This is a genomic window from Wolbachia endosymbiont (group A) of Therophilus tumidulus (genome assembly GCF_964277345.1).
Taxonomy (GTDB): Bacteria; Pseudomonadota; Alphaproteobacteria; order Rickettsiales; family Anaplasmataceae; genus Wolbachia; species Wolbachia pipientis.
The window spans coordinates 790,479-802,869 of sequence record NZ_OZ195515.1 but is presented as its reverse complement, the minus strand read 5'-3'; the positions used below and the strand labels follow the sequence as shown (position 1 = coordinate 802,869).

General features: G+C 34.4%; 12 protein-coding genes and 1 pseudogene. 7 read left to right on the top strand and 6 right to left on the bottom strand.

Going from position 1 to position 12,391, the window contains the following annotated elements; genetic code table 11:
• Positions 1–38 precede the first annotated feature (38 nt).
• Complete coding sequence (locus ACICQD_RS04425; RefSeq protein ID WP_174515881.1) at positions 39–572, bottom strand: HK97 family phage prohead protease; 534 nt, start codon at positions 570–572, stop codon at positions 39–41.
• A gap of 1,255 nt (positions 573–1,827) precedes the next feature.
• Here ACICQD_RS04425 and ACICQD_RS04415 point away from each other — a divergent pair.
• Entirely contained in the window at positions 1,828–2,925 is a 1,098-nt protein-coding gene (locus ACICQD_RS04415) for a type I glyceraldehyde-3-phosphate dehydrogenase (RefSeq protein WP_264329858.1), read from the top strand.
• Positions 2,922–3,683 (top strand): twin-arginine translocase subunit TatC, encoded by a 762-nt coding sequence (gene tatC / locus ACICQD_RS04410; protein WP_341820291.1) that lies wholly within the window; start codon positions 2,922–2,924, stop codon positions 3,681–3,683. Before ACICQD_RS04415 ends, tatC begins: the two co-directional genes overlap by 4 nt.
• 53 nt (positions 3,684–3,736) lie before the next feature.
• Here tatC and ACICQD_RS04405 read toward each other — a convergent pair whose 3' ends face one another.
• Positions 3,737–4,192 (bottom strand): arginine repressor, encoded by a 456-nt coding sequence (locus ACICQD_RS04405; protein WP_064125001.1) that lies wholly within the window; start codon positions 4,190–4,192, stop codon positions 3,737–3,739.
• A gap of 125 nt (positions 4,193–4,317) precedes the next feature.
• On the opposite strand from ACICQD_RS04405, the gene ACICQD_RS04400 reads away from it, so the two are divergent.
• From ACICQD_RS04400 to ACICQD_RS04390, 3 genes are read left to right on the top strand one after another with little or no spacing between them, the layout of a single operon-like run.
• Complete coding sequence (locus ACICQD_RS04400; RefSeq protein ID WP_395461651.1) at positions 4,318–5,052, top strand: ABC transporter substrate-binding protein; 735 nt, start codon at positions 4,318–4,320, stop codon at positions 5,050–5,052.
• A complete protein-coding gene (locus ACICQD_RS04395; RefSeq protein ID WP_007548901.1) occupies positions 5,052–5,699 on the top strand; it encodes an amino acid ABC transporter permease in 648 nt (215 codons plus the stop codon). Before ACICQD_RS04400 ends, ACICQD_RS04395 begins: the two co-directional genes overlap by 1 nt.
• Positions 5,683–6,324 carry an amino acid ABC transporter ATP-binding protein gene (locus ACICQD_RS04390; RefSeq protein ID WP_395461650.1) on the top strand — a complete coding sequence of 214 codons (642 nt, stop codon included), beginning with the start codon at positions 5,683–5,685 and terminating at the stop codon, positions 6,322–6,324. Before ACICQD_RS04395 ends, ACICQD_RS04390 begins: the two co-directional genes overlap by 17 nt.
• A gap of 390 nt (positions 6,325–6,714) precedes the next feature.
• Here the strand turns inward: ACICQD_RS04390 and ACICQD_RS04385 are convergent.
• Positions 6,715–7,884, bottom strand: a pseudogene (locus tag ACICQD_RS04385) (phage major capsid protein); the annotation flags it as partial.
• A gap of 58 nt (positions 7,885–7,942) precedes the next feature.
• Between ACICQD_RS04385 and ACICQD_RS04380 the strand changes: the two are divergent.
• Both ACICQD_RS04380 and ACICQD_RS04375 read left to right on the top strand, forming a co-directional pair.
• A protein-coding gene (locus ACICQD_RS04380) for an IS5 family transposase (RefSeq protein ID WP_395461446.1) occupies positions 7,943–8,769 on the top strand; the annotation gives its coding sequence in 2 pieces (ribosomal slippage) (positions 7,943–8,330 and positions 8,330–8,769; 828 coding nt in all).
• A 141-nt stretch (positions 8,770–8,910) separates the two neighbouring features.
• Entirely contained in the window at positions 8,911–9,183 is a 273-nt protein-coding gene (locus ACICQD_RS04375) for a hypothetical protein (protein WP_156518015.1), read from the top strand.
• A gap of 192 nt (positions 9,184–9,375) precedes the next feature.
• Here ACICQD_RS04375 and ACICQD_RS04370 read toward each other — a convergent pair whose 3' ends face one another.
• The 3 genes from ACICQD_RS04370 to ACICQD_RS04360 are packed head-to-tail and all read right to left on the bottom strand — an operon-like array spanning position 9,376 to position 12,250.
• Positions 9,376–10,173 carry a hypothetical protein gene (locus tag ACICQD_RS04370; RefSeq protein WP_007548904.1) on the bottom strand — a complete coding sequence of 266 codons (798 nt, stop codon included), beginning with the start codon at positions 10,171–10,173 and terminating at the stop codon, positions 9,376–9,378.
• 49 nt (positions 10,174–10,222) lie between these two features.
• Positions 10,223–10,897: an orotidine-5'-phosphate decarboxylase gene (gene pyrF, locus ACICQD_RS04365; RefSeq protein WP_395461649.1), complete on the bottom strand. Its 675-nt coding sequence runs from the start codon at positions 10,895–10,897 to the stop codon at positions 10,223–10,225.
• Positions 10,898–10,927: 30 nt separating this feature from the next.
• Entirely contained in the window at positions 10,928–12,250 is a 1,323-nt protein-coding gene (locus ACICQD_RS04360) for a hypothetical protein (protein ID WP_395461648.1), read from the bottom strand.
• Between the last annotated feature and the right edge of the window lie 141 nt (positions 12,251–12,391).

Here is a 12,391-nt window from a genome sequence, read left to right as displayed (position 1 = left end):
GTCAAATTATGGTAAAGTCTTTGCCCGCCTAATACACTTTAAGCAGAAATGTACATGTCTGCAAGTACAGCATTTGCTTTTTCTATCGCTCTTGCTAACACTTCCTGTTCATTGTTCTGATTTTTCACATTGATTACCTGAGCAGCCAAGTTTGCAGGAAAAGTGACCAAACTGACTTCCCATAATTCCACTTGTTTTAACACTCTAGCTCCACTTTTATGATCAACATCATACTCTATAGGTATATAGCCGATGGAAAGTCCGTTAATTGCCCCAGTTTTGAGCATCAAATACACTTCTTCTGCTTTCTGAATACCCAAAAGTAAATGTGCAATTATATATAGACCAACATCATTTTCGTAAATATCTATGATACTACCTATAGGTTCGTCAGGATTATGCTGCCAAAGGAGTTTTATTTTATTTCTGTTTAAATTTTCCTTAAATGCTCCAGGCAATATCAGATCATTTTGTTTATCAACTATATTAAAAACGCTAGCATAACCAGAAAATACACCGTTTTCTCCTATGCTTTTTATTGACAATGGTGAATAGAGAAATTTCTTATTCATAAAGCCTCCTGTAGTATTGGGAATTTTGTTTCGCAATGCACTGCGATATAATTCTATTATATGCAGTGCTCTAAAAGGGGGAAGCACTTTTCTTAGTTACTAAAAACGCTAAATTGTAATATGGTACAATGTTACAACGATGTCATGAAAGTAGCTGAAACTGGTTCCTTTATGACGGCAGTACCTTCTCCTGTCATCCGAGTAGCCTCCTTTTTTTGTCATCCCAGTGCTTGACACTGGGATGGCTTTGTTGCATCGCTACTTATGAAAGGCTAACTATAATTAGGATTATAAGCAACTTGTTGAAAATCTTGTTTTTTTTGCAATCAATCTGATCAAATTTAAGAATAGTAACTTGTTATTTATATTAATAAATTTAATTCTATTGAAAATAGCTAAAGCATTGAAATTCTTGAATTTTAGCCGGATTAGTGAGTGGTAGTGAAATTTCTTTTACTCAAATTTAGGTATTCACTGACCGTTCTTGTTATAAATACCAGAATAATAAGCTACTGATATTCTCCACCTTTTTTATCTTTAATCCATCATAGCTAGCGATGCAACAAAGCCCACTGGGATCCAGAAGACTTAATTTCAACCAAGTGGCTGCATAATAAAGGCTGGATTCCAGTGTCAAGCACTGGAATGACATCACAGGGGCATTGACCTCTCTTGGGCTCTTTTAGCTATAAACATTAAGAAATTTACCAAATGAAAAAAAAGGCAAAAGAAGCCCTGGGGTTATTATCTGCTTTAAAATATTGGCGTTTTTTATGTTTTAAACGTTTGACAAGCAAGATTTAGCTGCTTTTAATTGCAACTAACCTACGCTGCAAATGTTTAAGAAATTTACCAAGCAGAAAAAAAGACAAAGAATCCCCGAGTTAGCTAGTCTTTTACTATCTCTGTCAAGTATTGGCATTTTTTGATGTCTTGTAACGCTTTATAAGCGCGTTCAGCTTATTTAGATAAAAATCTAGATGTAGATGAAGTTTTGTAAAGACATACAGTATCTATATACTGCAAAAAATTGAACATAAGACGCCGATACATTAAGTAATCCTTACCTTTTAATCTGCAGATTGGCGAAAGCAAATACAATAGCTTCAGTTTCATGATAAGGGGGCTGGCGGAGTTTGTCAAGCAAGTTTTTAGCCCTGTCTCCTTGCTATAATGTTCATATCGATAGAAAAGCAAAAGAATAAAATGAAATATCAAGTGATATCCTCTATAATTAAATTTTTTGAATGAAGAGATGACGGTTCGCGTAGGAATTAATGGTCTGGGTAGAATAGGCAGAGGCGTATTGCGTGCTATTTTCGAAATAGAAGAATATAGCAAACAAATAGAAGTTGTAGCTGTCAATGGATCGCTCAGTGCAAAGCAGCATGCACATTTGATTAAATATGATTCTGTTCATGGCAAATTCAGTGGTGATATTGATTTTAATGAGTCTCAAAATTGGATTTCTATAAATGGCAAAAAGTTTTCTTTATATAGAGAACGGAATCCTGAAAATATTCCTTGGAATGTTGATGTAATACTTGAATGTACTGGTGCATTCAATAAACGTGAAGAAGCAATAAGGCACAATGCAGAGAAAGTAATTGTCTCTGCTCCAGTTCCGGATGCTGATGTCACTATAGTTTATGGTGTGAATGACGATATGCTCGAAAAAGAGCATAAAGTGATATCAGCAGGTTCTTGCACTACAAATTGCCTTGCTCCGATTGTGAAAGTCCTACACTCCAGTTTAGGTATAAAAAGCGGTTTTATGACTACTATACATGCCTACACGAATGATCAAAATGTTCTTGATGGTAATCATAAAGATTTGCGTAGAGCAAGGGCTTGCGGATTATCTATGGTGCCAACTACAACCGGGGCAGCAAAAACAATTGGTTCTATAATTCCTGAATTAAAGGGCAAGCTAGATGGCACTGCCGTCAGAGTTCCGGTTAGCAATGTTTCTATGGTTGATTTTACATTTACGACTGATAAGAAAGCGACCGTTAAAGAAATCAATGAAATGTTTAAGGATGCAGCTCTCTCCTCTACGTCATTCCAGCGCGTGACGCTGGAATCTAATTTCTGGATCCCAGTGTCAGCTACTCGGATGACATCAGAGGGTACTAGGATGACAGAGGGTTATCCAATGTCAAATGTACTTTCTATATGCGAGGAACCTTTAGTCTCAATAGATTTTGTGCATAACCCTTATAGTGCAATTGTGGATTTAACTGGTACATATGTTACAGGTGATATATGCAGGGTTGCAGCGTGGTATGACAATGAGTGGGCTTTTTCGCTGAGAATGTTAGACATAGCATTATTGAGCTATAGTAAAGTATGAACTGGAACTCAAGCAAATACGCCTCATTTTATGAGCACTTTGCGGAACTCAGAAAAAGAGTTATCTTTTGCTTTCTATTTTTTTGCGTTGCTTTTGGTTTTTGTTATTACTTTAAGGAAAATATATACCGTTTTTTACTCGCACCTTTAATAGAAGCAACAAAAGATAGCAAAGGTTTTTCTTTAATTTACACAGACTTAACGGAGGCATTTTTTGTGTATCTTAGAGTTGCAATGATGAGTGCACTTTTGCTCTCTTTTCCTGTGTTTGCATGGCAATTCTATATGTTCTTAGCACCTGGGTTATATAAAAGTGAAAGGGCAGTGTTGTTGCCATACTTAATTGCAACACCGGTTTTATTTGTAACGGGAGCTACTGTAGTCTATTACTATATATTTCCTTTAGCCTGGAAGTTTTTCATCACTTTTGAACATAGTGGGAAATCTTTCGGTATACCAATAGAGTTTATGCCATCAGTTAGCGAATATTTAGACCTCGTTCTCCAATTTATGTTTGCTTTTGGCACTGCATTTCAAATTCCAGTAATACTCACATTAATGGTGAGAGTTGGGCTACTGACTACACAAAGTTTGTCAAATAAACGTAGAATCGCAATAGTGGTAATTTTTATTATTGCTGCAATCTTAACTCCACCTGATGTATTAAGCCAAGTAGGGCTTGCAATACCTATGCTGATTCTATATGAATTGTCCATTCTGATATGTAGGTATATTGAAAAAAAGAAGACAAAGATTTAAACACAGGAATCCCTCTCATCTCCTTTATATCACATTTTTAACTTACAACATTCTTATTCAGGACTTAAATATGGAAATGTTTCATAAATTGATTGTAATACTTTGTTAAGTTCAGCCTTACTTTTGATGATCAATAATACTGTATCATCACCTGCTATAGTTCCTATAATTCCTATGTTTTTGCTATTATTTAATGAATAAATAACATACTTCTGATCTAGAAAGTAAGCTAGGCTGCTAGCTTGTCCTGGTTGAGTGTGTAGTACTATTAAACCAAAATCCGAAATTTGCATATTAAGTATTAATGGTAATCGATATTGGTTGATGTCAATTACTTTATACATACCAGCAACTTTGGCAATTTTAAGTTCTTTCAATTTTCTTGATAAAGTAGCCTGAGAAATGTTATACCCTCTTTTTTTGAGTAAGGTCTGTAAATCGCTCTGTTCTAAAATTTCATGATTTTGAATAATATTTAAAATATGTTCACCTAGTGTGTTGTCATGCATTATGCATTTTCCTCATATTGAATATGTAATAAGTATATTTGAAATTATATTCATTATTTCTTGACTATTCAATTTTTAATGTCTATATTCACAAGATGAATAAAATATGAATATAAATTAGTAATATGAAAAAATACATTTTAAATGCTATTATAGCGATAAGTATTCTATTAACAGGATGCAAGGAAGATAAACACGATAATATCATTAGATTTGCAATTTCTGCAGATTATCCACCTTTTGAATATTATGAAAATGGTAAATTTACTGGCTTTGACATTGAGCTTGCTCAATTAGTAGCAAAAGAGTTAGGTAAAGAAGCGATATTTAAAGATATGCAGTTTAGTACTATATTTGCAGCATTGCAAAGTAATTCTGTAGATGCTGCTATATCTACTATTGGTAGCACAGAAGAGCGTGAAAAAAATTTTGATTTTTCAAATAGTTATTATACAGGGGAATTTGGTATTCTATATCACAAAAATAAACCCATAGCCGGTATAAACAACTTAACTCACAAGAAGATAGCCGTTCAACTAGGAACTGTCATGGAAATTTGGCTAAAAGAGCATGTTCCTACAACAGCTCAAATTATTGCTATAGACAATAATAATCAAGCTGTAGAAACATTAAAGTCTGGTCATGTTGATGGCGTCCTAATTGATGAATTCCAAGGTAAAGTATTTAGCAAAAAAAATCCTGGTCTATCATGGTCAGCCACTGCCAAGTTAGATGGTGGTTATGTTATTGCTGTGAATAAAGGATCTGCTTTAAAGGATAAAATAAACGAGGCATTAAAAAGTTTAGAAAGTAAAGGTGTAATACAAAAAATAGCAGAAAAATGGCTAGGAGATAACTGATGCAGGAATTAATTTCTAATTTCTTGTTTGTTGGAACAGGCCTTGCCTTTACTTTAAAATTATTGATTGGAGGACTGCTTTTAGGTATGAGTCTAGGAGGGTTATTTTCAGTACTCAGATATAATAAGATCTGTATTCCATTAATTAATGGAATTATATCTGTAATACGTGGCACCCCCCTTATATTACAGTTAAGTGTTGTTTATTTTATGACTCCAACCATTGCAGGAATTAAATTAAACATATTTAGTGCTGGCATTATAGCATTTGGTCTAAATAGCTGTGCTTATATTGCTGAGATTTTACGAGCTGGTATTGAAACTATATCAAAAAACCAGTTTGAAGCAGCTAAAACTTTACAAATACCTAGTTTCTATATGTGGAGAGATATTATATTACCACAAGTTATTAAAAATATTCTTCCTGCAATGATAAATGAGATCATTGCACTCCTTAAAGAAACGGCATTAATCTCTACTATTGGTGGTGTTGATATTATGCGCTCTGCGCAAATGCTTGCAGCAGAACAATTTACTTATTTTATACCACTTTGTCTTGCTGGGGCTTATTATTACGCTCTTGTATTACTAATTGAATATATAGGCAAAAAGATTGAACAGAAAGGTATATATGATAAAAATGCATAATGTTTGTAAATTATTTAATAATGTTCCAGTACTTAATAATATTAACCTGATTATAGAACAATCTATAGTTGGTCTTGCTGGTCCTTCTGGTAGTGGTAAATCAACATTGTTACGTTGTATACAAAAACTCGAAGTTTTAGATTCTGGTAGCATTGAATGCAATGATAGTACTGGTTTTGTATTTCAGGATTTTCAACTTTTCTCACATATGACTGTCTGGGAAAATCTTACATATGCTCCCAAACTTAAAAACAAAACTCAGGATCAAAGTGATTCACTACTTGAGTCTTTGGGTATTGCCTCTAAAAAAAATGATTACCCTAGTAATCTATCCGGTGGGCAAAAACAGCGGGTTGCGCTTGCCAGAAGCTTAATGATGAATCCAAGGATTCTATTATGCGATGAGCCAACGTCTGGTTTAGATGTAGCAACAATAGTCGACGTTGTGGAACTATTACAATCAGTTAGAGATATGGGTATTACTATGATTATCGCTTCTCACAATTTGGATTTTTTAACAAAAATATCAGATCGGATTATTCTGTTAAAAAACGGAAAAATAATTGTAGATATCAATCCTAAAGAAATTGATGAACCAAAAAACTATTTAAAAAATAATTATTAAAAGAGAATCACTCATATCATACTGAGAGCTATAACAGATTTTAGCATCGAAAATTACATAATATACATTATGGAAAACAAAATTACATAATGTAAGAAGCAATGCTAAAAATAAAATCACATAATATAGCAAACTATAGCTAACCCAAGAAAGGTTTTCCTACGTCATACCGCCGCGATATCTCAGCATAGATTCCGCTAACAAGTAGCGGAATGACGAATTTTTGTTTTTCAAACTGTCGGTAAATCTAAGTCAGTTTAGCTATATGTGTCAAGCACTGGGATGACACCCTCCTGATGGGCCAAAATCACAATGTTCGTACAGTTATGGAATGAATCGCGGTATGACGTGTTGCTTTGATCAGCTATAAAGATGATGCTGCGGAAGTTTTTAGTACTTGCTCGCAACTTTCAACAATTTAATAGCACTGGTGTTTACAACCTCTCCGCCGACACGCTTAGTGACAAAAAACCTCACATAAGGTTTATTCGTATAAGGGTCTCTTAATATTCTCATTCCTCTGTTATCTACAATCTTATAAGCTTGTTTGAAATCTGCCATCGCAATTACTGGTAGCTGATTGTTTGGCGCTGGTGGCATATCGGCAGATTGATATACTGGTATTCCCATTAAAGTATCTGGAGCTTCAAGCGACAGACTTGGCTGCCAGAGATACTGACCTGTTTGAGATTTTAGCAGCCTGATATCCTTCAACGTACTCCTGTTCATCAAAAATGACGCATTTTTGGAATAATATTCGTCCAGAGAGTAATACAACATCATTATTGAATCACTATCTAATTTTTCAGTTTTAACTTGCTCTATTTTATTATAACTGTTTCCATTTTCATAAGCTAAAATTCCTTTTGGTTGAAAAGTGCCCTCACCCTTAATGAAGGCTTCGCTTTCTTCCTTACTAAAAGTCTCGGCAATCTTTTCCACCAGCCAACTCTCAACATCGACAAACGCATCATCGAGTAACTTTTGTGATATTTGTGGTTGAGCATATAACTCGTAAGTTGTGACGGAAATCTTTTGGATTTTGGGCGTGTCCGTATCTTTTGCAAAATCATACTTAGACTTATTGCCACCGTCCTCATCATCTACTGTTTCACTGCTCCAACCTGCACCGGCGCGGTCAAAATCTTCTATAATGTAATCCAATGTTTCAGTAGAGATTCTTTGACTGGAGCATATTTGTCGCATTGGGGACGAATCAGTTACGCGCTTGTTTATGCGTTTTACAATATGCGGAGTAACTAGATACCCCCCGATATCACTGTCATCTCCACTGAGGGTTTTGTGTGATAAACCGCTTTCCATTCCCTTGCGGATATAATCAGAAAAATATTTATCGCTTGTGCTAAAATCTGTATTTACTTCTGGGCGTTGAGCTGCAGTTTCGATCAAGTCTAAACGCTCTTTGCAACTATCAATGGCATTATTTACCTTGCATAGCTGCTCAATTGTTGCAGAATCAGCACGCCCTTTGCTTTCAATTTCTTTTAGTTTGCGATCATTTATTAATTTAAATTGCTCCCATGATGAAGCGAGTTCATTAGACTTCTTTCGAAACTAGGATAAAGCAGTAAAAATAGTAATTTTGAGGTAAGGAGAAATGAAGTATGAAATAGTGAAAGAGCTCGATAAAGGGGAGTTTCGTCGACTAACAGGAGTAAAGAGATCAACATTTAACAAAATGGTAGGGATTTTATGTGAAGAAAATAAAAAAAAGAAAGCCAAAGGAGGAAGGAAAAATAAGCTAAACGAGGAGAATATGCTGCTCATGGTATTAGAATACTTACGAGAATACCGTACATATTTTCACATAAGTCAAAGTTATGGAGTAAGTGAAAGTACGGCATATAAAACTGTAAAATGGGTAGAGGATACTCTAATACAACACCAAGATTTCGCATTGCCAGGACGAAAAGAACTCCTAAAAAGCGACGTGAAATATGAGATTTTGGTGATTGATGCAACGGAAACACCTGTAGAGAGACCAAAAAAAAGCAGAAAAGATTTTATTCAGGAAAGAAGAAAAAACATACGCTAAAAACACAAATAATTGCAGAAAAGAAGAGCAAGAAAATTATTTGTACGTCATTTTCAAACGGGAGAAAGCATGACTTTCGGCTTTTCAAGGAGTCAAAAGTGCATGTATCAGAAGGTATAAAAGTTTTAGCCGATGCTGGCTATAGAGGTTTTCAGAAAATTCACAAAAATGTCGAGTTGCCACACAGAAGGATGAAAAAGAGTCCCTTAATTAAGGAAAAAAAGGTAGAAAATCGGGAGCTAGCAAGCAAAAGAGTAGTAGTTGAGAATGTAATTGGTCTGTTAAAAAGATTCAAAATTATTGCAGACAGATACCGCAATCGGAGAAAACGTTTCGGCTTGAGATTCAATTTAATAGCAGGAATTCACAATTTTGAGCTGTCTATATGAGTTTCGAAAGAGGTCTATTGATACGGTGAGCGATATCGGTAAGTGACATAATAGCCTCCTTTGAAAATGAAATAAAAATGGAAATAAGGTAATAGGAATGGCATCCATAGATGTTTCCCACAGTTGTACGAATATTGCAATATGGTACATAGTAAACGATGTCATTCCAGTGCTCCCTTTCTTGTCATCCCAGTGCTTGACACTGGGATCCAGCTTCTATGCAACTTAATTAAAAACGTTTGTTTTAGCGTAAGACAACTACCTTTAGCTCATCAGCTCAGTTATAAGCAAAATTTCTGGATTCCAGTGTCAAGCACTGGAATGACATCATCTGTTGTGCAATTTACCTTTAAAAATGAATGTTCGTACAGTTATGTGCTTGGCACTGAAATGGCATCATTTTTTATCTGTTGAAAATGTAAACCGAAAAATAGCGTGGCACTTTGTGCCACGCTTAGTACTGTAAGCTTAATCCAGTAATTAAATTAAGCGAGGTAAAATAAAAGATAATGACACTATATAATGTTCGTTCTTTTATGTCAAGCACTTTTTTGAATTTTTTTGGTGATAATTTTTATCCAGTTATTTTATTATTGTAGTATAATTTCAATGCCAGATACTATCATTATGATCACTATCTAAATTTAAATCGTAATTATCATCAAATTTATATATCCCCTCCATCTCTTCTCTATGCAATTCATGTGAATCACCTAAAGCTTTTTGATTAGAAACGTCAACACAATACTGTAACAGTGCTCTTAATGCTCCAGCACTATCTTGATCTAAATTAAAATTGCTAAAATCAAATTTCTGCATATTCTCCACATGTCCTTCTCTACATAACCTACATATCTTAGCAAAAGCCCTTTCACTTTCTCGACTCCAAGCATTAAGAAAGTAAGGATCTACTACTTTGCTAAATTGTTTCTCTATCTCTTCAAGAGAGCTCTCTGGATTAAGTTCTAATATTACTTTGAAAATCCCACTGCCATGGAATCCATAAAATTTACTAGATAAGCTATCTTTTACAAAATTAACTGCATCATCTATTGTAACACCAGAGCGAGATTCAAATATCATCTCAAATGCTCCATAACAACTATCAATACCAAAATTAATTATTTTTTCCATAAAATCAATTACCTCTTCTAAGGAAATTTGTGGCTTATTCCTCAAGATAACTTCTAAACTCTTGACAAAATTATGCCCATGCTGACCCATAGCATGGGTTTTCCCATTTATTGTATAATGATATAGCTTCTTATTTTCTATTATATGCTTATTGCACTGGTAGATATGTAGCTTATTCAATTTGCCAGAATATTCCTCTATTTCCTTATCTGGTAATTTTGAGCGGAATTCCTTGATTACTTCGCGTATTATTCTATTGATATTACTCATGCTTATTCCTAATTAATATGTTAGTATTTTTATAAATTAAGTTATTATATTAAAATTCTTTCATGGATTTCAATATTAGCTCCGCACTACTTGTAGTTTTTGTAATGGTTCTGCCAATGACGATATAATCAGCTCCTGAATTTATTGCTTCTTTTGGTGTTGCTGTTCTTTTTTGGTCGTCATGACCTGGATCTATACGAATTCCTGGAGTAATAATTTTAAAGTCTTCACCGCATTCTCGGCGCACTTCCTGAGCTTCCAATGCAGAACAGACTATTCCATAGAGTCCAATCTTTTTTGCAAGCTTTGCAAGCAAAATTACCTGTGATTTTACTTCTCTTGCTACTCCAAGCTCGTTTAAATCCTCATTGCTCATACTAGTTAGCACTGTCACCCCAATCAGCTTTATTTTTGTGCCTTGCACTACACTTAGCGCTTCTTCAAGCATTTTTGTTCCACCGCTGATGTGCAGAGTTAACATTTCAATGTTCAGAACTTTTATTACTTCAACTGTTTTGGCTACAGTGTTTGGAATGTCATGCAATTTCAGATCTAAAAAAATTGGTACATTGCATTTTGCAACTTCTTGCACTCCAGAAAGACCTTGAGCAGCAAAAAATTCTAATCCCAGCTTTACCATGCCAACTTTACCACGCAGAGCATTAGCTAGAGAAATAGCCTTATTTAAGTCTTGTGTATCCAGTGCGCATATTATTGGGTTCATTATCTTGCATGATTTATCTTATAATAAGACTCATTGTTGTGTTTTGCAAATACTTTCACTCTGATTGAACTGACTGCGTTCATAAGATTCTGTCAATAGTGAATTTGGCAACTTGGTCGGGGTGGATGAGCGACTGACAAATAATGATTCATATCCAAGATCTTCCAGCGAAGAAGAAGGCGTTTCGTCTGGCAAAAGCCGTGCAATTTCTCCTTGTAACGCAGACTTTAATATTTGAATCGTATCTAATATTGCTTTTCCATCATTATTTCTTATTGGTTCTTCTATATTGTCTGTTACGCATCTTATCAACAGTTGCGCAAAATTCACTTGTTTTTCTTTCTCTTTCAAAAAATCTTCTATTTGACTGTCTCGTTCTAAAAGTGAATTTCTTAAACTTTTTACTTCATTATTACAATCTTTTCTTATCCCATCTAACTCAAAAGATTGATTTTTAATTAAACCATTTGCTTCATCTAACTCTTCAAATTTCTCTTTTAATTCTTTAGATAAATTTTTCTTTTCTTTGTTGACCTCTTTAATTTTACATTGTAGCTTATCTAAGTTTGCATGCAGCCTTTCTTGTTCTTCACGTAATTCCTCTACTTCTTTAGAAAGTTTATTTTTTTCCTTATTCAATGCCTCTACTTTTTCACTAAGTTCATGTTTTTTCTCACGTAGTGCCTTTTGTACTTCACGTAACGTTTCTATTCTATCATTTAACCCCTTATTCTCTAGCTCTAAATGTTTATTATCATCCACTTCCATCTTCAGCTTTGCAATAAATCTACTTCTTTCTTCCAACTGTTTCTTTAAACATGAGATTTCAAGTTTTAATTTCTCTTCCTGCTCATTAAGCTTACCTATTTCCTTTCTTGTTTTGTCCAATTCATTGTCTATTTCAAACGTACGATTCTTTGCTGTTTCTAATTTTTTCTCTAAAGATTTTTTTTCTTCAAGAAGAGATTCTCTCTCAACTTCTGACTCATTTACTTTCTGATCCAATCTTTTTGCTCTCTTGTCTAAATTTTGCTTCTCTCTAGTTAATTCATGTAATTGATTCTTCACTTCTTTGTTTGCAGCTTCTTCAGCTTCCTTTCCTAGAGTTATTTTATTTTCCAACTCTTGCTCTTTTTGAGCGAATTTATTTCTCTCAATCTCTATTTTCTTATTATTACGAATTATTTTATATAAAAGTGCAAGCACCAAAACAGATAATGCAGCTAAAGCGAGAGTTAGAGGAAGAGGCACATTAGAAGTTACAATAAGCGCTAAAGATGTAAGTAACGTAAGAGTAGCTAAGGAACTAGCTACAAAATAAAATGCATTAGCCTCACTAAGCAAATTGCTCATTACTCCCCTCCTCCCCCACGTTCAGCAGTCTTGTATATATTTATTAAAATTCTCTTATCTGTGGAGGAATTATAGTGCTGCACCTACAACAAACTTCCCATTTTCAGTCTACTAGCTAAAAATGGCTAAGGTTTTATGTAT